The sequence below is a fragment of the Pseudoalteromonas sp. SG41-1 genome, assembly GCF_014164575.1.
Taxonomy (GTDB): domain Bacteria; phylum Pseudomonadota; class Gammaproteobacteria; order Enterobacterales; family Alteromonadaceae; genus Pseudoalteromonas; species Pseudoalteromonas rhizosphaerae.
This window is the reverse complement of the sequence record NZ_JACJFL010000009.1, coordinates 60,407-81,094: the sequence shown is the minus strand read 5'-3', so window position 1 is coordinate 81,094 and position 20,688 is coordinate 60,407. Positions and strand designations below refer to the sequence as shown.

The window sequence follows — 20,688 nt, the reverse complement described above, 5'->3', positions numbered from 1 at the left end:
TGCAGGTTCTTGGCTGTGCTGTAGTTTACAGCTAAGAGCTTAATGAAAATCAAGGATATCCATGTCAGCTAGTCCAGAGCAAATCAACGAGCAACTTATTGCATTAGAGTGCCGTAGTAATTTTAGAATTAAGAATATCACTGAATATATGTTACCTAAGTCCAAAGAAGCAATTTATCTGCATATAGAAGGTGGCCAAGCTAAGCTTGTGCTTCGTCCTGCACTGGAAGTCTTTAGTGATGATTTTAATAAAATAGCAGGCGTTAACCGCATTAGCGGTTTTTTTCATAGTAGTGAAATGACACGGTTTCCAACGCGTATTTTTAAAAGCACGAATCCAATACATTATGGAATAGGTTTTAAAATGACCAGCGTTGAAGGAGCAAAAGAGTTTATTTCTCAGCTAGTAAAAATTATCAATGGATAAATAACGCTGTTGATAAAAAACGGCAAGCCAATGGCTTGCCGTACAAATTAACGTTTTAAGAAACTATTAACTGAAGCTAGTTCACGTTCTTTAAGTGCAATACAATTATTTACGCTTTCTTCAAGCTTGCTTAAGGTACGGGCATAACCTGGCTCATCAGCAATTTTGCTCATAAAGAAAGTTTGCGTTTTTGCTAAGCTGCTGGCGCTACAACCTGAGGTGGTAAAGTTAGGCAGGTTAGGTACGAAGAAAGGTGGCAAGTTTGCAACTACCTTATCGTAATTCGCGTATATCCATTCAATAAACAAAGCTTCACGGGCTTTCGTGTAAGCCTGTCCTGACATAATCGTACGCATGTCAGATGCAGTGACATCGTCAGTTAAGCTGTAATTTAATACCTTAGTTTGTAGCTCTGGCGTGCCAAAGTAACTCATAGCCGCTAGCATTTTTGTACGCACTTGCGGATCTTTGGTAGTTTTAAAGGTATTTATATATGCATCGAGTAGGTTTTTATCACCATGGAATGCGGCTAAGTTTAAGTAGATTGACGCAAGGTACGGATCAACTTTTTCTGGGTTATTTAAGTAAACACGGGCTTGTGCCTTGGCGGTATTGATCACACTTTGATCTTCACCATCAAAACCTAAACGCGCAACTACTTGAGTACGTAATTGCGAGATTGCAGCATCTTCTTTAACTTTTGCAGTTAAACCATACTGTTTAGCTGCAGGCATGATGCTTTTACGAATAAATTCAGGCCACAGGTCTTGGTTGCTTTCATCTTCAAAGGTACGCTTTTGTGCGGCTAAATAACCCAAAGCGGTATTAGCAACGCGTGGGTGTTTGTCGCTTACAAAAACTTCTAGTGTTTGCATTAAATGTGCAGCAGAAATAACACCAGCATCTAGTAATGCATCAGCGGCAGACAATAACGCTAAACGTTCTCGTACTGTCAATGACTGTGCGGCGTTATCAATCAATGCAGCAAATTGTTTGTCATCCATCACCCAGCGGTAATAACCTAAAGCGCCTTGATCTGGATAAATCCACTCAGGTTCAAATTCAAGTTCAACAGTTTGATTGGCTTTAGTTAGTAATACATTGGCAGTTTTAACTTTATCGCCAGCACCGTATTTTATTGCAACTGGCACATTCCAAAGCTGTGCAGGAGCATCAACGCCCGCGTTAGTAAAGCGGCTTTGATTAATGGTAATCGTTTTACCTTGCTGAGTTACTTTGATCAGTGGGAATGAAGATTGTTCGATAAACGATTTTAAAACCGCTGCCACATCTTTATTTGATGCTTTACCAAGGGCTTGCCATAAGTCGGCTGCTTCGGCGTTTTTATACGAGAACTCTTTTAAATAAGCACGAATACCCTGCTGGAAAGCCTCTTCGCCAATCCAGTTTTCAACCATAGCTAATACCGAGCTGCCTTTGCTATAAGCTAAGCCTAGGCCGTCCATAATATCGGCTTCGGTTTTGATTGGTTTACGAATTGGCTTAGTACTTAAACGAGCATCTAACGCCATAACGTTATTTTGCGGCAGGTCTAAATGTGATTCAAATTCAGGGTTAAGCTGGGCTGTGATTTTAGCAGCCATCCAGCTTGCAAACGCTTCATTTAGCCATAAGTCATTCCACCATTTCATGGTTACTAAGTTACCGTACCACTGGTGAGCAAGTTCATGAGCGATGATAGATACATTACGTTGTTTTTTATTGCGAGTCGCTGTAGCCAAATCAAGCAGCAAAATATCTTCACGGTAGGTAACTAAGCCTGCGTTTTCCATGGCACCGAATGGAAACTCTGGAACAGCGACTGAATCTAATTTTTTATAAACGTAAGGAATACCAAAGTAGCCTTCAAGCGCGGCCAATACTTTTGGCATTGCTTGCTCGGCATATTCACCTAAGTGAATTTTACCTTGTGGCGTGATCACACGACCTGGAATTGGCATGCCTTTGACTTCACGCTCCTCAAATGGACCGACAGCCATGGCCACTAAGTATGAAGGAATTGGCGGTGTTTTATCAAAAAAGTGAGTGGTCATATCGCCATTAACGGTCGTTTTTAACTCAGGTGTATTGGCATACACTTTTTGAGAGCTAGGTGCTGTAATCGTTAATTGGAATGGAATTTTATAACTTGGTTCATCAAATACAGGGAATGCGCGGCGGGCATCGCTCATTTCAAATTGGGTAAATAAATACGGCACACCCTGATCTAAGGTTTTATACAGGCCAACACTTTGGCGATTATAGGGGGCAGTGAAGTCGACTTTAAGCGTGTATTTACCTGGTTGAATTTGCTCATCGCAGCTAAATTTTACTTTACCTGTTTTTAGCATTTCAGCACTTAAGTCACAGTTTTCTGCCCCAAGCAGTTTTGCCATTTGCGTTGCGTAAGCAACACCATTTAGCTCGATATAGTTAGTTGGCTTAAGTACTTCAAGGGCGATTTCGGTCATACCGCTAAAGGTTTCTTGAGCTGGATCAAGCGTTAGAGATACGTGTTGAGAACTTGGTTTTGCGAGCTTTTCTAGGACAAACTCATTAGCATGAGCTGAACTTACTGCAACGGCCACACTGAGTGTGAGTAGGCTTTTAATAAACATAGATATCCCTGATATTTTCTTGTTAGAGTTTTGTGCTCAGTTATCGTAACAGTTTTTAAGCAGTGAGTAATGAGCTAGTTGGTAACAAAGTTTGTCAAATGGTGTGGCGCTGATTAAAGCGGTGCCAATCAATGTGCTGGTTGATCACGCGTATTTGTTGGCAGATCTGATTAAGGGTGATTACATCGCTAAATTCAGTCAATTCATATTCATTAAAACCCAGCAGATAATTAAAAGCATCTTTATTGCCTGCTTGAATTGCATAAATGCGGATTTGCTGCTCAAAATTGAGCCTGAGACTGCTGACAGCGGTTTTCATACCAAGTTGATCGATATTGGGAATATCACACTTTTGTAAGTAGCCGGCACGCTCTCCTTCACCAGAGAACCAAATGCGAACTTTCTCGCTATAGCGACCTGACTTAGATGGTAAGTCAAACAATAGGCGATTGTGTCCTTGTTGTTTAACTGCTGCGATATACTCGTTTAAGCCAGCATCAAAAAGTGCTTGATGGATAGGCACAATACGGGCTTTTATTTTACCGTGGGTATGGAAATGAAAACAAAGGATCTGTTGATGTTCAACAATATCGCACAGTTGTAAATGGCCAATTTCATCACTGTAAGCTCCGCTGTAATAAGCGATTAAAGGGAGCCAAAAATGCCAGTGTTTCGGCTGTTCGCGAGGTAAGCGTTGATCACCATATATATAGCCATGGTAAAGCGTATGTAATTCCATAGCGGAAAAAGGGCGGCGACCAAGATGGGACTTCAACGTAATACCCTGAAAGTAAAGATTTGCGCTAGTTTATAGCAAATAAACCAGCGCAGTAAAGCAATGTTAAATAATGCTTATTCGCTTAGTGCGCGTGCTAATCCAACCGGCTCGATTTCAACACATACTTGGTCGTCATTCCAGTTTAGGCCAACCAGTGCGTCATCTTCTTTTAGATCTTCAACCCAGTCATCTAAAAACTCATCCAAGGTGATTTGCAGTGGGCTGTAATCGGCCCATTCTTCTTTACACTGGGCTTTTGCTGTTGCTTCACTTTCCCACAATAGTAGTACATCGGTGTTTTCAAATTGGTTAGAGTCACAAACCACAAAACCGCCATCTTCAGCACCTAGCGCCCAGATTTGTTCACTTTGACGTACTTTTTCAACAAAACTAACTAGTTCTGATTCAATTTCGATATCACTCATGTGTTTACCCTTAAATGTTAATTACGTGGATCGGTTTGCTGCACTGCCTGTTGCTGAGCAAATGAATAATAGAAATTCATTAACTCGGTATGTGCCGTTAGATCCGTTAACTCGCGGAAGCAAATCCAATCAAGTAAGCAGTATAAACTGATGCACAGGTATTCACAGCTTTTAAATTCTGCATCTGCAAAATGGTTATTTAAATAGCTTAATGTTTCAGCAATGCGTTCATTTTGTAGATTAAAGAATAATTTATCATCCTGTGTATCGAATCCTGAACGCTGACAAAGTAATAGCTCAACCAGCGAATCATTGCATGCATTAATGATTGTTAGTAGGTGCTCTTGTTGCCAATTCAGACGAGTTTGACTGTGTTGTTCGAGCAAAAAGCGGATGATGTTATTTGAATCAGCTAAAGTTTGCTGCTTAGTGATTAGCACTGGAATTTTTCGGGCTGGATTATTTTGTATCATCAGCTGACGATCAGTGTCTGAAAAAATATCTAAGTTGATAAACTCAAGACTACATTGATTTAACAGTGCCCAAATACGAATGCGGCGTACAAATGGCGAGGTTGTTGAGCCTAATAGTTGCATGTGCTTTCCTTAGGATAAAAAGAAAGCCGCAGAGGCGGCTTTCTTTAAGGTTAGTAATAAAACCAACGTTATTCTGTACGACTAGTCACTTCAAGTAAGTGGTAGCCAAACTGAGTTTGCACAGGACCTTGTACTTGATTAATCGGTGCTGAAAATACCACTTTATCAAATTCAGGAACCATCATACCAGGACCAAACTCACCTAATGCACCGCCATCCTGACCTGAAGGGCAGTTTGAATGTGCCTTAGCTAACTCAGCAAAATCTTCGCCTTGTTCAATCTTGGTTTTTAAATCTAAGCACTGCGCTTCGCTGTCTACTAATATGTGTCTTGCACTTGCCACTGTCATAAAATCTCCCGTTTCAAGGTGGTGTTTTTTTAATCAAATCTTACGTTATTCTAGTTCAATAATAACTACTTGTACCAGTATAAAATTAAATATCTGAAATTGCTTGTTCTATTGCTTTAACTAACTTGTCTGAATCAGGCTTGGTTTTGCTATTAAAACGTTCAACCTGTTTGCGATCTGCAGATACAAGATATTTATAAAAGTTCCAATTTGGCGAACTCGTTTGGGCATTTAAATGTTTAAATATAGCATTAGCATCACTGCCTCTGACTTCGCTGGTGGCAAACATCGGGAAAGTTACGCCGTAATTTACAAAGCAAATTTTAGCGGTGTCTTTTTCGTCATCTTCTTCTTGGAAAAAATCATCAGAAGGAAATCCCAGTATCACTAAACCTTGATCTTGGTATTTTTGATATAGCGCTTCTAGACCTTCAAATTGTGGCGTAAAACCGCAGTTGCTTGCCGTATTGACTATTAATAAGGGTTTATTCTTGAATTGACATAAATTAATGCTCTCTTTAGAGCGAAGTTTGCGCATAGTAACATTAGTGAAGTCATCACATGATGTAGCCTCAACCTGCTGTTGGCTTGTTTGCTCTGGCTGTGCATAAACACTACAACTGAGTATTGCGCAGCATAATAATAATTTTTTAAACATACCGATTCCTTAACTTGTTGTGGCTGATCACCCTAGATGGCAGTCTACCGTTTATTTTGCAGTAGTGTCAGTTTAACTCATACGTTACTATGCAATGAATTGATCAACAACCGCTAAAAACAAAATGACAATACGATTAGCAAATAGTAATGATTTAGCCGCTATAGTTGCAATTTATAATGAAACAATCGCAAGTAGAATGGTTACAGCCGACACCGAACAAGTAAGCATAGCAGACAAGCAAAGTTGGTTTAATAGCCATACCGAGCAGCGGCCTATTTACGTTTATGAGCAAGACTCGAAGGTGATAGCTTGGCTTAGTTATAAGTCATTTTATGGCCGTCCAGCCTATGATGGTACGGTAGAGGTCAGTATTTACATTACAGCCGATGCACAAGGTCAAGGGCTTGGTAAACGTTTACTTACTTTTGCCCAAGAGCAAGCTAAGCCATTAAATGTTAAAGTACTACTGGCATTTATATTTAGTCATAATATACCGAGTGTTAAATTGTTTGAGCGTTTTGGTTATCAACGGTGGGGAGAGTTGCCTAATGTAGCAATTATGGATGGCAATCACTACAGCTTAACTATTTTAGGTAAGCACTTAGGGTAGCGGTACTCCCAAAAAATAACCTCTTTGATTATGTTAATGCAGAAAACTTAGGCTACGCTTTTACAATCTCAAGTTGATGAAAAGCGTGGTCAAAGCTGTGCGGAAAATATTGATAGTTGATAGCAGTAGCATTTTAGCGATGCGAATAAAAGTATTGCTCGAATTGATTGGCTGTGAAGTTGAGTTGATTCATTTTTCAATGCTACATGAGTGCACTGCGTTTAGTTGTTATGATTTAGTGGCTGTGGCTCATGGCGTTCCATTAGCTACCGCAAATTCTTTAGTAACGCAGATCAATCAAGATCGCTTTTTGCTTCTCGCCCCTAAAGTTGAAAACAATGAACAACTTTCTTCATTTAGTGATCTTAATCGGCTGGTGCCAAATGCTATTGTAATTTATCCATTTTTTGCGAATAAAGAAATCAGCACCTTGCTGGAGAGTGTTTTAGAGCTTGGCTCCGATAGTGTTTTAGTATTACCAACGGTATTGCTGGTTGATCATATCCCCCAGCGGCTTGAAAAAATAGCAAATAGCCTGTTAGGCGCCCATATTAAAACGATTACAGCTCATAGTATTAGCTCTGCGGTAACTCAAGCGCAAGGGCATGAAATTGATCTGTTATTGAGTGATTTTAGTCTGCCTGATGGCTCAGGTTTAGAAGTGTTCGCGGCTCTCAAAGTATTATATCCGCAATGTCGCTGTTTGTTATTTACCTCAAAACCAAATCAAGTGTCGATGATTGAAGCAATTCGTCAAGGGGTGGAAGACGTATTGGTTAAACCGATCAATGAAAATATGATACTGCAATCTGTGCATAAACTTTGGCAAACTGAGTTGTTAAGACGGCATAACACAGAGTTAGTTGAACGTCTGCAAGATACCGTTGATGCACTTATTGAAAAGGATAGCTTGTTACGCGTTATTTATAAGCACACACCTGATGCGATTATGTTATTTGAGCGTAATGGTGAAGTGATTGAAGCAAACGATGCTTGCTCTAAACTCTTTAATTTACCTGCAAAAATACTTAAAGGTAGCTCAGTTTTTACTTTATTAGATACGATGTCTGCTGAGCAAATTAAAGAAAAAATAGCGACGTTAAATAAAAATCGTCAATTTAGTTGTGATGTATATCTGCCAATGAAAGAGGGAGAGGCTATCCCATTAGTTGGTTCGTTTAATGAGATTGACCATCATGGTAATATTGCACTCGCGGTTATTTTTAAGAATGTTACTCATCTTAAACTTAAAGAGGAGCTGTTGCTCGAGGCAAAAGATATGCTTGAAGAGCAAGTACGTGCCCGAACATCGCAGCTTGAGCATGCTAAAAATGTCGCCGAGGCAGCAAATCACAGTAAATCAGAGTTTCTTGCTAATATGTCCCATGAATTACGTACTCCTATGCATTCAATATTAAGTTTTGCTCGCTTTGGTTTAGATAAACTCGGCAGAGGTGATATTTCAGTTGAAAAGCTACAGAAATATTTATCTCGCATAGAGTGTAGTGGCGAGCGGCTGCTCTCATTACTTAATAATTTACTCGACCTATCTAAACTCGATGTTGGTAAGTTCCCTTTTAATCCGCGCCCGCATAACCTGAGTAATATTATTAAAACCAGTATTGATGATGTGTCAGGTACCGCTATGGAAAAAGAGATTGAAGTACAGTATTTGCCACCAAAACCGCCTATTATAATTGACTGTGATGAAGAGCAAATAAATCAATTATTACGTAATATCCTCGGCAATGCGTTGAAATTTAGTGATCAGCATAGCCGTATTGAAGTCGTTTTAACTAATCAACAAGGGCAGGCAATTATTGAAGTGATTGATAGTGGTATAGGGATACCTGATGATGAACTTGAGTATGTGTTCTCAAAATTCGTGCAGAGTAGCACAACTAATAGCGGTGCTGGTGGAACAGGGCTTGGTTTAGCCATATGCCGTGAGTTTGTCTCATTACATGAAGGAGTTATTTCTGCTCATAACAATAGCTCAGGAGGCACGACGATTCACATCGCTCTGCCTTTAGAAATAAAAAGTTTCAGCTAAGCAATAATAAATTACTTAGCCTTACTGGTAAGAGTTTTTTTTACGACTAAACTATTAATATGAATTATGAAATGGATGACAATTATGCCTGTAACGAGAATTCTAGCTGTTGATGATGAGCCCTTTAATTTAGAAATTATAGAAGAAATATTATTAGATCTTGATTTTGAATTAAAGATGGTTAGCAGTGGTCCTGAGTGCCTCAGTATCGTGGAAGAGTTTGCGCCACAAGTAATTTTACTTGACGTGAGTATGCCACAAATGAATGGTTATGAAGTATGTAGAAGACTAAAAGCAAACCCTCGTACGGCTCATATCATAGTCATGTTTGTATCAGCCAGAGGCACAGTAGAGGAGCGGATGGAAGGGTATGCTGTAGGTGCTGAAGATTATATTGTTAAGCCATTTGGACAGGATGAACTTAAATCGAAACTGAAAATTCTTAATCAAGTACTGATTGAAAAAAAATCGTTAGAACAGCAAATTGAAGAGGCCACATCAACTGCATTCAATGCTATGGCAAACAGTAGTGAAATGGGGCAAATAGTTAATTATATTGAGAAGATTGGTATGATTAACAACACCAAAGCGCTTGGGGAGGCCCTAGTTCATTGTTTAAGATCGTTTGATTTACAAAGTAATATTGAGTTTAGAGTTATTGCTGATGCTCCTGAGCACTTTGCCCTCAATGGTACGTGTTCGCCAATTGTAATTGAGTTGTTTGATATGCTCAAAAATAAGGGCCGCCTACATGAGTTTTCTCACCGTATCTTAGTTAACTATGAATTAATTAGTTTATTGATTTTAAATATGCCAGATCACGATCCTGATAAGCATGGCCGGATCCGTGACCATGTGTGCTTTATTGTCAGTGTCACAGAGCAACAGCTACGAGCAATCATGACTCGTGAAGCTTTACAGTCGCAACAAACAAAGCTAAATGATGCAATTACTATGGTGAATAGCAAGTTTCATGGCTTAATTGAGCTGTTAAATGAAAACCGTAAGAGTAATGAAGCGGTGTTCAAGCGTTTACAAGAAGAGTTAGAACAGCGTATTCCATCAATGGGGTTAGACGAAGATCAAGAAGTGTTTATTTATCAGAAGGTAGATCAAGCGATTCAAAACTCAGTTGCCCGTGAAGAGTCTGTGCAGGGAGTGAAAGCCGCTTTTCATGAAATTGAGCAAGACCTATCTATCTTATTGAAAAAGTAACAGTAAATAATCAAGGGGTGTGAAGCTACGCATCTCTTGGTAAGCCCTTTTCTACGATACGTATCAAACGGGCGGTTTTTCGTAGCAATTTATCTTGTTTTGAGCGTTGTTGCTTAAGCGCCCACTCTATATGCTCTTTTACCAACTCGGTTGATTGATCATAGCTGGCGCTAAGCGCGTCAACGATCGATTGGCTAAATTGCGCATTACCTAAACCTACAGCAATATTTCGTAGCCAGCGCTGGTGGCCAATTCGACGGATCGGACTGCCTTCGGTATTTTTTAAAAAGGTAGCTTCATCCCAACTAAATAAATCAAGTAAATCTTTATTTTTTAGTTGTGTTCGTGGATGAAAGTCGGCTTCATCGGTAATTTGCCCGTAGCGGTTCCATGGGCAAACTAATTGGCAATCATCACAGCCGTAAACGCGATTACCTAATAGTGAGCGATACTGCTCAGGGATTGGTCCTTGCAGCTCAATAGTAAGATAAGAAATACACTTGCGTGCATCAACCACGTAAGGCTCTACAATTGCGCCGGTTGGGCATAAAGTAATGCAGGCTACGCATTTTCCACATCCCTCAAACTCATTGGGCTTATCAATTGGTAAAGGGATATCAACAAATAACTCACCCAAAAAGAACCAAGAACCGGCTTCTTTATTGATTAGCAAGCTGTGCTTTCCACGCCAGCCTAAACCTGCTTTTTCAGCAAGTTGACGTTCTAAAACTGGTGCTGAATCAACAAATGGCCGATAGCCTAATTGACCGATTTGCAGCTCAATTTTTTGACCTAATTTCTTTAATCGATTACGCATCAGTTTATGATAATCACGCCCTAACGCATAACGACTAATATAAGCTTTATCGGTATTTTTGAGGGTTTTAGCAAAGCTTGCATCGGGGGGCAGGTAATTCATTTTTACTGATATAACCCGCACAGTACCAGGGACTAGCTCCGCAGGGCGAGCGCGTTTCATTCCATGAGCGGCCATATATTCCATATCGCCGTGATAGCCTAAATCAAGCCAGCGCTGTAATTGTGCTTCGTGTTTGCTTAAATCAATGTCAGTGATGCCAACTTCAGCAAAGCCAAGTTCTTTACCCCACTGTTTTATATCAAGGGCTAACTGCGTGTGATCGGATATTGAACTACTCACATGGGTACATCATTAAGAAAAAATAACGGCGCAATTTAACACATTTACAGCGCAGTTAAAACGCTTGTACTTAGACAAAACGCTTTAACTGCTGCTGAGTTTGCTCACTTAGTTGTTGTGATAATTGACAATCACTTAACGCTACATCAATTTGTGCTTTTGCTTGGCTGCCTAATGCAACGATTTGTTCAACTGATTGATGGGTTTGATTTTGTGTCTGTTCGAGTAAGTGCACAGCGCTTACAATTTGCTGTAATTGTTGTTGATTGTGTTCAAATTCAACAAGCCGATCGGTAAATCCATGGGATGTATTACTAATGGTTGTTTCTGCATTATGTGAATAACTGACAAGTTGCTCAGATTCTTTATTTGTTTGATTTACTAAAGAATCCATTTGGTTTATGAAATCGCTGATCTGGCGAGTTGCATCACTTACTTTAACCGATAAAGTTCTTACTTCATCTGCTACAACCGCAAAACCACGACCTGCTTCACCCGCACGAGCGGCTTCTATTGCAGCATTGAGCGCCAACAAATTAGTTTGATCTGAAAACTCTTCAACCATTTTCAGGATGCTACGAATATTCTCGCTGTTTTGTTTTAAGCCAGAAATCGTTTCTGAAAAACTGCTCAATACATGACTAATCGATTTAACTTGAGTGACTAGTTTTGTGAGTTCTTGTGCAGAGTGTGTAACAAAGTTTAAATGCTCTGCGTTTACTTGATGAACATCATCGGTATTGGTAACGATACTTTGCAGACTATCAGTTATTTGATTACTGGCTGCGGTTATTGTTTGGCTAAAATCAATTTGTTGTTCGCTTAGCTGCGCCGTATGTTGCATTGACTCAGTCACTTGATTATTACTTTGTGCGCTGGCCTGCGAACTTTGGTAAGTGGTAGCGAGTAATTGGCTTAGATGATCAGTAAAGGTATTGTACTGTTGGCTGATCTCACGAAATTCATCATAGGTAAAGTGGGGGAGTTTAGCTGCTAAGTTTGCATCTTGGCGGTTAATTTTTATTAAAGTATCACGCATTGCTGTAACTGGGCGCACGATCAGAAAGCGCATGTAAAAGAGTGTAAAGGCAAAGCCGGCAATAATAATCACCGTGAGTAACCAAAATAGGCTAGTGTCTGCGTCTTGCGTAGTTAGACTTTTATATAACCAAATCAAAGTAATAGCTTGGAAAAAAAATACAAAGCTAAGATTGCCAACAATCTTTCGGGTTAAAGTAAAAAAGAAGCTTTGTTCTATAAAGTTATAAATACGCATATACCCACTCATCAATTGCCCGCTCGGCTGTTGTATTGTTTTACTCAGTATCGTTCAAATTCACTTTAATTCAAGAATATAGGATGAACGGCAGCCATTTTTGATAACTACAGTGAGTTTAAAATCATTTTCGTGTTGCATGGGTAATTAGTAAAAATTCCGTCGACACCAAAACTCAGCATTAACTCAATATCTTCTTGTTTATCAACCGTGTATGCATAAACTTGTAAGCCGCGTTGTTTGGCATCCGCGACAAACTCATGGTTAATAAAGTTTTTATCAACATGAATACTAAACGCCTGTAAGCGCTGGGCAAATTCAGCATAGTTGATAGGAATGGAGCCCGTTAACGCGCCAATTTTTAGCCAAGGTAGTTTTTGTTTAAGCCACATTAATTGATGATGATCAAATGAAGAGACTAACAGCATGTCCTGAGATAGTTTGTTATTAACGATATTTAACTCAATCAGCTCAACAAATTTATCCAACGAGAAAGTGTGTTTTAACTCAAGGTTTAAGAGCACTTTATTGGCTGTCCAATCAATAGTTTGCTGTAGGGTTGGGACAAATTCGCCATTGCCAGCATCAAAACATTGAATTTGCTCTCGGGTGAGTTTATTTATTTTGCCACGGCCGCTGGTGGTGCGATCTAGCCAAGTATCATGGATGATCATGTAATCATCCAAACAGCTTTGTACATCGACTTCAATACCATCGACTTCAATTTCGACTGCTGCGGTTATCGCACTCTGGGTATTTTCTGGATAAGTGCCACTGGCGCCGCGATGAGCAAAAACTTTTATCATAATGTGTGTTTCCGAGTAACTGACCATGTTTCGTAAAATGCTGCACTGATCACTAAAGCACCGCCAAGCAGGGTCTGTAGTGAAGGTTGTTCATGCAACAGCAAAAAAGCTAAAAATGTGCCGTATAAAGGCTGTAAACAAGAAATAAGTCCCGCTGTTGATGCTGATAAATACTGTAAACTTGCTGCAAATAAAGAGTGCGGAGTTGCAGTAAAAATTACGCCAGCGACGAGCAATAACCCTAGATCTTGGTTCGATATATTAATCACTGGTACTTCAATAAAAGCACATAATAACAAGCTAGCCACTAATGTTTGATAAAACATAGTTTGTGGCCCACCGTAGTGGCTAAAGTATCGCTTATGAACAATATTTCTAAATGCGAAAAAAAATGCTGAAATAACACCTGTTACCACGCCTAAGGTGACATCATTACCCATATCTGCATTTGGGGTCAGCAAATAGATCCCAGTTATTACTACACCTGCGCTGAGCAAATCGTTTACTTTGGGTTTACTACCATTAAAGAATGGTTCAATAAATACGGTGATCACAGGGTAAGTAAAAAATGCAATCATGCCAACCGCAATCCCAGCCATTTGCATACCAGCAAAGTAGGTGACCCAATGTATACCTACAGCAGCTCCTAACAACAAAGCAATTAAGTAATCTTTAGCACAGCTGAGTTTAATTGCTTTTTTTTGCCATAACAGCAATATCATAATAGCCAGACCCGCGATGGCTGCGCGGTACACGGTAATATCTAATGCGTTTAGATTTATTAATTTGGCAAATAGTGCTGTGCCACCAAAAAGTAATACCGCAATGTGTAAATAAACTAAACTTTGCTGTTGAGCCTGCATCTATGAACCTTTTTATTTTTTTAATACCAGCACTTTGCCTGTTATCAAAGAGCTTAGTGTCTAGGTGTTATGACTAGGTATTGTGTATCTTTATGTATGACAAAAGTCAGTTTTATTCATGACAATTTACACTACACTCACTCATCATTAAAAGGGATAGTTAAGTTATTAAAGGTAATAAACACCATAAATTTAATAACTAAGGAGTGATAAATTGATGAATATTGCAGCGTGGGTTAGTTTACTAATAGCAGGTATATTTGAGGTCGTGTGGGCGTTGTCTATGAAGCAATCCAATGGTTTCACTAAATTATGGCCAAGTGTGATTACTTTTTTAGCGATGTGGGTAAGTTTTGCATTTTTATCATTTGCTTTAAAGTCTTTACCTTTGGGTATTAGTTATGCTGTATGGGTAGGAATTGGTACTTTAGGAATAACGATTATGAGCTTTGTGTGGTTTAAAGAGCCATTATCTGCTTTTCAAATTGGTTGTATTATTTTGATTCTTATAGGTATTGTTGGTCTGAAAGTGCAAGGCAATTAAATTAAGGATGAGTATGCTACTTAATAAATTAACCCCAAAGACTAAAGCAAAATCCTTTTGGAGTTGGGGGCATTTACTTTTTTCGGTTTTTTATTTATTGCCTACCATTTTTAATTTTTCCCACTTAAGTACACTTAATATCAGTGCTACTTTAGGTTTTTATATAACATTTATTACACTGTATATTCAGGCTGTAAATAAAAAACAAGGGGAAGTAACGAAATTATTTATTGCGATGCTCTTAGTGTGTATTTTTGCAAGCTTTTTAACGACAGGTAGCTCTACATTATTTGGTTTTTCAGCTTTTATTGCCGGTTTTAGTTTTGCAAAATTATCTCGAGCGATGTCAGTTACAGGGGTCTTTATTGGTGTGGTGTTTAGTACTTATATTACAGATATTGATAACCCACAATATTTTTTAGGTGGCTCATTAATATTGAGTATTGCACTTTTTAGTTTTGGTGTCGCTACGCGTAAAGAGCATATTCATAAAATTCGTGAGCAAGAAAGTGCAAAACAATTAGAGCAATTAGCAGCTATTGCTGAGCGCGAGCGTATTGCTCGCGATTTACATGATATTCTAGGCCATTCTCTTTCATCTATTGCTTTAAAAGCAGAGCTTGCTAATAAATTAAATCAAGGTGAACGTTACACACAAGCAAATACTGAAATTGCCCAAGTTGCAGAGCTTGCAAGGCAGCTATTGAGTGATGTGAGAAGTGCTGTCAGTGATTTAAAACAGCTCAATCTTGCGAGTCAAATTTCACAATTAAAACAAAGGCTAATCGAGCAAGGTTTTGAGGCCGATTTTAACGTGAAGTTAAATGCGTTACCTGCGAAAGTAGAAGGCATAGCAAGTCTTATAATTAAGGAGGTTGTTACTAACTTACTACGCCATAGCAGCACCAAGAAATGTATAATTAGCATAACGCAAAATCAGCAGCAATTAATAATCAATGTGATTGATCATGCACCAGGCAGCTCAATAAAACCTGGAAATGGCTTAAATGGCATTAAAGAACGAGCAGAGCAGCTAGATGGTAAGGCTACATTTACCTGTGAGGATAACTTTAGTTTAAATGTGATGCTGCCTTTAACAGCGAAGGGTTTCTGATGATCAAGGTGTATTTAGTAGAAGATCAGGGGCTTGTGCGCGACGCAATCGCAGCATTATTAAGTCTAGATTTTAATATTGAGGTAATTGGTCAAGCAAGTAACGGGCAAGATGCATTAACAGCCATAAACATGCTAGACAGTAACTCTCTTCCTGATATTATTTTAACAGATATCGAAATGCCTAGCATGAACGGCATCGAACTCAGTGAGCAAATTGCATCAAAATACCCTGCTATAAAAATAGTTATTATGACCACCTTTTCGCGAGCGGGTTATATTAGGCGTTCTTTAAGTGCTGGCGTTAAGGGCTTTATTTTAAAAGAAGCCCCGAGCGATGAATTAATTAGCGCGCTTAAAAAAGTAATGCACGGGCAAAAGGTTATTGATCCTGAGCTTGCTATTAACGCATTAGATGATACTGATCCGCTGACAGATAAAGAACGAAAAGCATTACAACTCGCAAGTGAAGGGTTGAAAACAGCCGATATTGCCGCAAGGTTATACTTAAGCGAGGGCACGGTACGTAATTACTTATCAGACGCTATTGCTAAATTAAATGCCATAAACCGAGTAGATGCAGCGCGTATAGCCAAACAAAAAGGTTGGTTATAACGCCGTAATAAGCTGTTTAAAGCAAGTAAAAGCGCTTTCTTAAAAGTTTCATAGCTTTTGCCTGTCTCATTGATCGGTTATGGGTTAAAATAACATCATAACCAATTAACAAGATAGTGAATGTCAAACCAAGATCCTAATCTCAGTCGAGAACAAGAAAAGTACGAAAACCCTGTCCCAAGTCGTGAGTTTATACTTACTCATATAAAAGACCGTGCCAAGCCTGCTAATTTTCATCAATTATGTGAGGAGTTAGCGGTAAACGATGATGAGCGTCAAATTGCTTTTAAGCGTCGTTTACGTGCCATGGAGCGTGATGGTCAACTCTTCTTTAATAAATTTAAATGCTACGCCTTAATTGATGAAGCTGGGCTTGTTAAAGGCAAAGTAATCGGTCACCGTGACGGGTTTGGCTTTTTAGAAGTCGAAGGCGAAAGTAAAGACTGGTTTATTGCCAAGCATCAAATGAGTTCGGTGCTGCATGGCGACATAGTACTGGCTAAAGGCACCAAACGAGGCTCCGGCGGCAAGTGCGATGCGCGTATTATTAAAGTGCTGGCTGGCGAGCGAGCACCGATTGTTGGTCGCTATTTTGTTGAGCATGGCATAGCAGTGGTGGTGGCGGAAGATCCACGTATCACCCAAGATATTATTATTTTGCCGGGCAGTGAAAACGGCGCACGTCACAACCAAATGGTGCAAGTGCAAATTACCCAAAACCCTAACCGTAATATGAATGCGGTAGGGAAAATCATTGATGTACTGGGTGAGCATTTAGCCCCTGGTATGGAAATTGAAGTGGCACTGCGTAATCACGATATCCCGCATGTATGGCCAGAAGCGGTTGAAAAGCAGGTTGAACACTTAGGTGAGTTTGTCGAAGAAGGTGACAAGCAAAATCGAGTTGATTTACGTGATTTACCATTGGTTACGATTGATGGTGAAGATGCTCGCGATTTTGATGATGCGGTGTATTGTGAGCCTGTTGAATCGGGTGGTTGGCGGTTATGGGTAGCGATTGCTGATGTATCCCATTATGTCGCAATGAATACCCCACTTAATGCCGAGGCAATCGAACGTGGTAACTCAGTGTATTTCCCTGAACAAGTTATTCCTATGCTGCCAAAAGTATTGTCCAATGGCTTGTGTTCATTAAATCCAAAAGTTGACCGTTTATGTATGGTCGCAGAAATGCTGGTATCGGCTGAAGGTAAATTATCAGGCTATCGCTTTTACGAAGCGGTGATGAATTCGCATGCGCGCTTAACCTACACCAAAGTAAACGCTATCCTACAAGGTGATGAGAAGTTACGTACTGAATACGCACCGGTCGTGCCACATTTAACTGATTTACAGCAAATGTATATGGCATTAAAAGCCGCCCGCCAAGAGCGCGGAGCGATTGAGTTTGAAACCCTTGAAACACGCTTTGTATTTAACGCTCAGCGTAAGATTGAATCAATAGTGCCGGTGCTGCGTAATGACGCCCACAAGCTGATTGAAGAATGTATGATTTTAGCCAATGTGTCTGCGGCTAAAATGCTTGAAAAACACGAAGCCAGCGCGCTTTATCGTGTTCATGCTGAACCAGATGGAGAAAAACTGGCTAACTTTAGACAGTTTTTATCAGAGTTGGGTATTGAATCAACACTCAGTGATGAGCCAACACCAAAAGAAATTACCCATGTGTTAGCCAAGCTTGGCGACCGCCCTGATGCTGAACTTATCCAAACTATGCTACTGCGTTCGATGAAGCAGGCAGTATATCAAGCTGAAAACATCGGTCACTTTGGTTTGTCATTAGGTGAATATGCACATTTCACCTCGCCAATTCGTCGTTACCCAGATTTAGTCGTACATCGTGCGATTAAAGGCATTTTGAAAGCCCAAGGTATGGTTACGTCGGGTGCGTATGTTTATAGTGACGAAGAAGTCGCGCAATTGGGCGAGCAGTGTTCAAATACGGAGCGTCGTGCAGATGATGCAACCCGTGAAGTAGCTGATTGGCTGAAATGTGAATACATGCAAGATCATGTGGGCGACGAATTTGAAGGAGTGATCTCATCGGTTACTAACTTTGGTTTGTTTATTCGCTTAGCTGATTTACAAATTGATGGCCTTATCCATGTCACTAATTTAGGCGATGAGTATTTTCAATATGATGGCGCTAAACATTGCTTGATTGGTGAGCATTCTCGTAAAGTTTATCGTTTAGGCGATAAAGTCACTGTTCAGGTGGCATCGGTAAGCTTAGATGAGCGTCGCATCAATTTAACGCTCAGTGGCGATGTTGCACAAGACAGATACGCCCGTCGTCGTGGTGATGCAAAAGGGCATCAGCCGGCAAGTGTTCGTTCGCAGCTAAAACGTGGCAAAATACCAGGTAAAAAAGCTGACGCGAAAGAGCCTGGTGAACTTAGCGGTCGTTCTGAACAGGGAAAACCAAAGCCAAAAAAAAACAGTGCCAGTAGAGGTAAAAAGAAGCCTGCAGGAAAATCAGCGGATGCTGGCACTTCAACGACTGCAAAAAAACCAAAGAGAAAGGCCGTGAAAAAGCCGAAAAGACCCGGCAAAAATGCCCGTAAAAGTAAGAGTTCAGGAGCAAGTGATACGTGAGTAATGAATTAATTTTTGGCTTTCACTCTGTTGAAGCAATTTTCGCAAGTGAGCCTGAGCGTTTTATTGAAATTTATGCCCTAAAAGGACGTGATGATAAACGCTTATCTCCAATTATTGAAGAAGCGCGTAAATTTGGTATATCAGTGCAGTTTATGCAGCGTAAAGCGCTTGATAACAAATCAAAGGGTGAACAGCATCAAGGCATTATTGCTAATGTTATCGCAGCTCCTACTTTCAATGAAAAAGATTTAGATGCAATCATTGCGCGTGAAGAAACGCCATTTTTACTGGTTCTCGATGGCATAACAGATCCGCATAATTTAGGTGCTTGCTTACGTAGTGCAGACGCTGCCGGTGTTCACGCCATTATTGTGCCAAAAGATAAATCAGCAAAACTAAATGGCACAGCGCGTAAAGTTGCCTGTGGTGCAGCTGAGACAGTACCGCTGATCCAAGTGACTAACCTTGCGCGTACTTTACGTGAAATTAAAGATGCCGGTGTTTGGGTTGTTGGTACTGCTGGCGAAACCGATGTTCATGTATTTGATGCCAATCTAACTGGCCCTATGGCGATTGTTATGGGCGCAGAAGGTGAAGGTATGCGCCGCTTAACGCGCGAACATTGTGATGTGTTAGTTAAAATCCCAATGGCGGGCACTGTTTCAAGCTTAAACGTATCTGTAGCAACAGGTATTTGTTTATTTGAAGTACTGCGTCAGAGAAATACGACACAGCCATAAAAGAAAAGCTTTAAGCTTGTAGCCGTCAGTTTAGAGATAAAATTTGAAACCATGCTTGACTTAATAAGCATGGTTTTTCTTTTTGAGCGGATAGCTGATTTTTCAACTTACCACTTAAAGCTAAAAACCTACTTGCTTAATTTTCCGACTAAGCGTAAAATGCGCGCTCATTTCGGCCTATTTAATATTAATTCCTTGCCTTAAACCGACCGGCTGAAACGGTAGAAGGCTCTATTAACCGTAAGGAATATCCATGCGTCATTACGAAATCGTATTCATGGTTCACCCAGATCAGAGTGAGCAAGTTTCTGGTATGATCGAACGTTATACTGGTTCTATCACTGAAGCTGGTGGTGTTATCCACCGTCTTGAAGACTGGGGCCGCCGTCAACTGGCATACCCAATCAACAAGCTTCATAAAGCTCATTATGTTCTTATGAACGTTGAAGCACCTACTGAAGTAATCAGCGAGCTAGAAACTACTTTCCGCTACAACGATGCAGTGCTTCGTAACTTAGTTATGCGTACTAAAGACGCTGTAACTGAAGCATCTCCTCTTGTAAGAGAAGAGAAGAAAGAAGCACCAGCTGCTTAATTGTTTTGAGTCCAAGCATGGCACTTGATCAGCGATAATTTTAAGGTAAACCATATGGTCAGTCCTTTTATGAATCAGCTGGTTATTTCTGGGGTTGTTTGTAAAACACCTAAGTTTAGCCAAAGCCCTGCTGGTATCCCGCATTGTATTTTTGTTGTAGAACACAAATCAATGCAAATTGAAGCAGACCTTAACCGTAATAGTTATGTACGGCTTCAAGTGGTTGCTAGTGGTAAGCAAATGCAACAACAGACTCAACATTTGCACGTTGGGCAGGCATTGCAAGTGAGCGGTTTTTTAAATCGTCACGAAGGTCGTAACGGCCTTAGCCAATTGGTTTTGCATGCTCAGCATATAGAAAGAATTATTTGAGGAATTTATCTCATGGCACGTTATTTCAGACGTCGTAAGTTCTGCCGCTTTAAAGCGGAAGGCGTACAACAAATCGATTATAAAGATCTAGCTACTCTTAGAAACTATGTTACAGAAAGTGGCAAAATCGTACCTAGCCGTATTACAGGTACTAGCGCTAAATACCAGCGCCAGCTAGCAACTGCTATCAAGCGTGCTCGCTACTTAGCCCTTCTTCCATACACTGACTTACATAAGTAAGCAGCGGATTAAC

22 protein-coding genes are annotated in these 20,688 nt (G+C 40.1%); 12 read left to right on the top strand and 10 right to left on the bottom strand.

Features of this window, described 5'->3' with window-relative positions; genetic code table 11:
- Nucleotides 1–61 precede the first annotated feature (61 nt).
- Nucleotides 62–427, top strand: coding sequence for a hypothetical protein (locus H5203_RS08185; protein WP_145236916.1), 366 nt, complete (start codon nt 62–64; stop codon nt 425–427).
- 47 nt (nt 428–474) lie between these two features.
- On the opposite strand, the gene H5203_RS08180 is transcribed toward H5203_RS08185, so the two are convergent.
- The 6 genes from H5203_RS08180 to H5203_RS08155 all read right to left on the bottom strand — a co-directional run bounded on the left by H5203_RS08180 (nt 475) and on the right by H5203_RS08155 (nt 5,852).
- On the bottom strand, nt 475–3,045 hold the full coding sequence (locus H5203_RS08180) for a M1 family metallopeptidase (RefSeq protein WP_182731637.1): 2,571 nt from the start codon (nt 3,043–3,045) through the stop codon (nt 475–477).
- Nucleotides 3,046–3,139: 94 nt separating this feature from the next.
- Nucleotides 3,140–3,820: a hypothetical protein gene (locus H5203_RS08175; RefSeq protein WP_149980621.1), complete on the bottom strand. Its 681-nt coding sequence runs from the start codon at nt 3,818–3,820 to the stop codon at nt 3,140–3,142.
- Between the two features lie 77 nt (nt 3,821–3,897).
- Nucleotides 3,898–4,248 (bottom strand): DUF2750 domain-containing protein, encoded by a 351-nt coding sequence (locus tag H5203_RS08170; RefSeq protein ID WP_145236925.1) that lies wholly within the window; start codon nt 4,246–4,248, stop codon nt 3,898–3,900.
- A 17-nt stretch (nt 4,249–4,265) separates the two neighbouring features.
- Complete coding sequence (locus tag H5203_RS08165) at nt 4,266–4,844, bottom strand: glutathione S-transferase family protein (protein ID WP_182758750.1); 579 nt, start codon at nt 4,842–4,844, stop codon at nt 4,266–4,268.
- 68 nt (nt 4,845–4,912) lie between these two features.
- On the bottom strand, nt 4,913–5,194 hold the full coding sequence (locus tag H5203_RS08160) for a peptidylprolyl isomerase (protein WP_145236931.1): 282 nt from the start codon (nt 5,192–5,194) through the stop codon (nt 4,913–4,915).
- An 85-nt stretch (nt 5,195–5,279) separates the two neighbouring features.
- Nucleotides 5,280–5,852 carry a glutathione peroxidase gene (locus H5203_RS08155; RefSeq protein WP_182819575.1) on the bottom strand — a complete coding sequence of 191 codons (573 nt, stop codon included), beginning with the start codon at nt 5,850–5,852 and terminating at the stop codon, nt 5,280–5,282.
- Between the two features lie 124 nt (nt 5,853–5,976).
- On the opposite strand from H5203_RS08155, the gene H5203_RS08150 reads away from it, so the two are divergent.
- The 3 genes from H5203_RS08150 to H5203_RS08140 all read left to right on the top strand — a co-directional run bounded on the left by H5203_RS08150 (nt 5,977) and on the right by H5203_RS08140 (nt 9,733).
- Nucleotides 5,977–6,465, top strand: a complete 489-nt coding sequence (locus tag H5203_RS08150) for a GNAT family N-acetyltransferase (RefSeq protein ID WP_182819574.1) — start codon at nt 5,977–5,979, stop codon at nt 6,463–6,465.
- 139 nt (nt 6,466–6,604) lie between these two features.
- The gene (locus tag H5203_RS08145; RefSeq protein WP_259401922.1) at nt 6,605–8,518 is read left to right on the top strand and encodes an ATP-binding protein; all 1,914 of its coding nucleotides are present in this window, start codon (nt 6,605–6,607) and stop codon (nt 8,516–8,518) included.
- A gap of 84 nt (nt 8,519–8,602) precedes the next feature.
- Nucleotides 8,603–9,733 (top strand): PleD family two-component system response regulator, encoded by a 1,131-nt coding sequence (locus H5203_RS08140; RefSeq protein ID WP_182735139.1) that lies wholly within the window; start codon nt 8,603–8,605, stop codon nt 9,731–9,733.
- Nucleotides 9,734–9,758: 25 nt separating this feature from the next.
- Here H5203_RS08140 and queG read toward each other — a convergent pair whose 3' ends face one another.
- From queG to H5203_RS08120, 4 genes are all read right to left on the bottom strand, one after another.
- Nucleotides 9,759–10,892 (bottom strand): tRNA epoxyqueuosine(34) reductase QueG, encoded by a 1,134-nt coding sequence (gene queG / locus H5203_RS08135; protein ID WP_182819572.1) that lies wholly within the window; start codon nt 10,890–10,892, stop codon nt 9,759–9,761.
- 70 nt (nt 10,893–10,962) lie between these two features.
- On the bottom strand, nt 10,963–12,180 hold the full coding sequence (locus H5203_RS08130; protein ID WP_182758753.1) for a methyl-accepting chemotaxis protein: 1,218 nt from the start codon (nt 12,178–12,180) through the stop codon (nt 10,963–10,965).
- A 95-nt stretch (nt 12,181–12,275) separates the two neighbouring features.
- Nucleotides 12,276–12,974 carry a glycerophosphodiester phosphodiesterase family protein gene (locus tag H5203_RS08125; RefSeq protein WP_145236954.1) on the bottom strand — a complete coding sequence of 233 codons (699 nt, stop codon included), beginning with the start codon at nt 12,972–12,974 and terminating at the stop codon, nt 12,276–12,278.
- Nucleotides 12,971–13,837 (bottom strand): DMT family transporter, encoded by an 867-nt coding sequence (locus H5203_RS08120; RefSeq protein ID WP_182731629.1) that lies wholly within the window; start codon nt 13,835–13,837, stop codon nt 12,971–12,973. The genes H5203_RS08125 and H5203_RS08120 overlap by 4 nt, the downstream gene beginning before the upstream one ends.
- 217 nt (nt 13,838–14,054) lie before the next feature.
- Between H5203_RS08120 and H5203_RS08115 the strand changes: the two genes are divergently transcribed.
- From H5203_RS08115 to rpsR, 8 genes are all read left to right on the top strand, one after another.
- Nucleotides 14,055–14,381, top strand: a complete 327-nt coding sequence (locus H5203_RS08115; RefSeq protein WP_182731628.1) for a multidrug efflux SMR transporter — start codon at nt 14,055–14,057, stop codon at nt 14,379–14,381.
- A gap of 13 nt (nt 14,382–14,394) precedes the next feature.
- Nucleotides 14,395–15,495, top strand: coding sequence for a sensor histidine kinase (locus H5203_RS08110; protein ID WP_392352704.1), 1,101 nt, complete (start codon nt 14,395–14,397; stop codon nt 15,493–15,495).
- Nucleotides 15,495–16,109, top strand: coding sequence for a DNA-binding response regulator (locus tag H5203_RS08105; protein WP_182718062.1), 615 nt, complete (start codon nt 15,495–15,497; stop codon nt 16,107–16,109). The genes H5203_RS08110 and H5203_RS08105 overlap by 1 nt, the downstream gene beginning before the upstream one ends.
- Nucleotides 16,110–16,229: 120 nt before the next feature.
- Nucleotides 16,230–18,725, top strand: coding sequence for a ribonuclease R (rnr, locus tag H5203_RS08100; RefSeq protein WP_182731626.1), 2,496 nt, complete (start codon nt 16,230–16,232; stop codon nt 18,723–18,725).
- Nucleotides 18,722–19,468: a 23S rRNA (guanosine(2251)-2'-O)-methyltransferase RlmB gene (gene rlmB, locus H5203_RS08095; RefSeq protein WP_145236971.1), complete on the top strand. Its 747-nt coding sequence runs from the start codon at nt 18,722–18,724 to the stop codon at nt 19,466–19,468. Before rnr ends, rlmB begins: the two co-directional genes overlap by 4 nt.
- A gap of 253 nt (nt 19,469–19,721) precedes the next feature.
- The gene (rpsF, locus tag H5203_RS08090) at nt 19,722–20,063 is read left to right on the top strand and encodes a 30S ribosomal protein S6 (protein WP_145236974.1); all 342 of its coding nucleotides are present in this window, start codon (nt 19,722–19,724) and stop codon (nt 20,061–20,063) included.
- 54 nt (nt 20,064–20,117) lie between these two features.
- Nucleotides 20,118–20,435, top strand: a complete 318-nt coding sequence (gene priB / locus H5203_RS08085) for a primosomal replication protein N (RefSeq protein WP_182731625.1) — start codon at nt 20,118–20,120, stop codon at nt 20,433–20,435.
- A 12-nt stretch (nt 20,436–20,447) separates the two neighbouring features.
- Nucleotides 20,448–20,675 carry a 30S ribosomal protein S18 gene (gene rpsR, locus H5203_RS08080; RefSeq protein ID WP_002962753.1) on the top strand — a complete coding sequence of 76 codons (228 nt, stop codon included), beginning with the start codon at nt 20,448–20,450 and terminating at the stop codon, nt 20,673–20,675.
- Nucleotides 20,676–20,688: the final 13 nt, after the last annotated feature.

Coding starts and splice junctions, on each gene's coding strand:
- H5203_RS08185 (WP_145236916.1), top strand. CDS start 62: ATGTCAGCTAGTCCAGAGCAAATCAACGAGCAACTTATTGCATTAGAG.
- H5203_RS08180 (WP_182731637.1), bottom strand. CDS start 3,045: ATGTTTATTAAAAGCCTACTCACACTCAGTGTGGCCGTTGCAGTAAGT.
- H5203_RS08170 (WP_145236925.1), bottom strand. CDS start 4,248: ATGAGTGATATCGAAATTGAATCAGAACTAGTTAGTTTTGTTGAAAAA.
- H5203_RS08165 (WP_182758750.1), bottom strand. CDS start 4,844: ATGCAACTATTAGGCTCAACAACCTCGCCATTTGTACGCCGCATTCGT.
- H5203_RS08160 (WP_145236931.1), bottom strand. CDS start 5,194: ATGACAGTGGCAAGTGCAAGACACATATTAGTAGACAGCGAAGCGCAG.
- H5203_RS08155 (WP_182819575.1), bottom strand. CDS start 5,852: ATGTTTAAAAAATTATTATTATGCTGCGCAATACTCAGTTGTAGTGTT.
- H5203_RS08150 (WP_182819574.1), top strand. CDS start 5,977: ATGACAATACGATTAGCAAATAGTAATGATTTAGCCGCTATAGTTGCA.
- H5203_RS08145 (WP_259401922.1), top strand. CDS start 6,605: ATGCGAATAAAAGTATTGCTCGAATTGATTGGCTGTGAAGTTGAGTTG.
- H5203_RS08140 (WP_182735139.1), top strand. CDS start 8,603: ATGCCTGTAACGAGAATTCTAGCTGTTGATGATGAGCCCTTTAATTTA.
- H5203_RS08130 (WP_182758753.1), bottom strand. CDS start 12,180: ATGAGTGGGTATATGCGTATTTATAACTTTATAGAACAAAGCTTCTTT.
- H5203_RS08125 (WP_145236954.1), bottom strand. CDS start 12,974: ATGATAAAAGTTTTTGCTCATCGCGGCGCCAGTGGCACTTATCCAGAA.
- H5203_RS08120 (WP_182731629.1), bottom strand. CDS start 13,837: ATGCAGGCTCAACAGCAAAGTTTAGTTTATTTACACATTGCGGTATTA.
- H5203_RS08115 (WP_182731628.1), top strand. CDS start 14,055: ATGAATATTGCAGCGTGGGTTAGTTTACTAATAGCAGGTATATTTGAG.
- H5203_RS08110 (WP_392352704.1), top strand. CDS start 14,395: ATGCTACTTAATAAATTAACCCCAAAGACTAAAGCAAAATCCTTTTGG.
- H5203_RS08105 (WP_182718062.1), top strand. CDS start 15,495: ATGATCAAGGTGTATTTAGTAGAAGATCAGGGGCTTGTGCGCGACGCA.
- rnr (WP_182731626.1), top strand. CDS start 16,230: ATGTCAAACCAAGATCCTAATCTCAGTCGAGAACAAGAAAAGTACGAA.
- rpsF (WP_145236974.1), top strand. CDS start 19,722: ATGCGTCATTACGAAATCGTATTCATGGTTCACCCAGATCAGAGTGAG.
- priB (WP_182731625.1), top strand. CDS start 20,118: ATGGTCAGTCCTTTTATGAATCAGCTGGTTATTTCTGGGGTTGTTTGT.
- rpsR (WP_002962753.1), top strand. CDS start 20,448: ATGGCACGTTATTTCAGACGTCGTAAGTTCTGCCGCTTTAAAGCGGAA.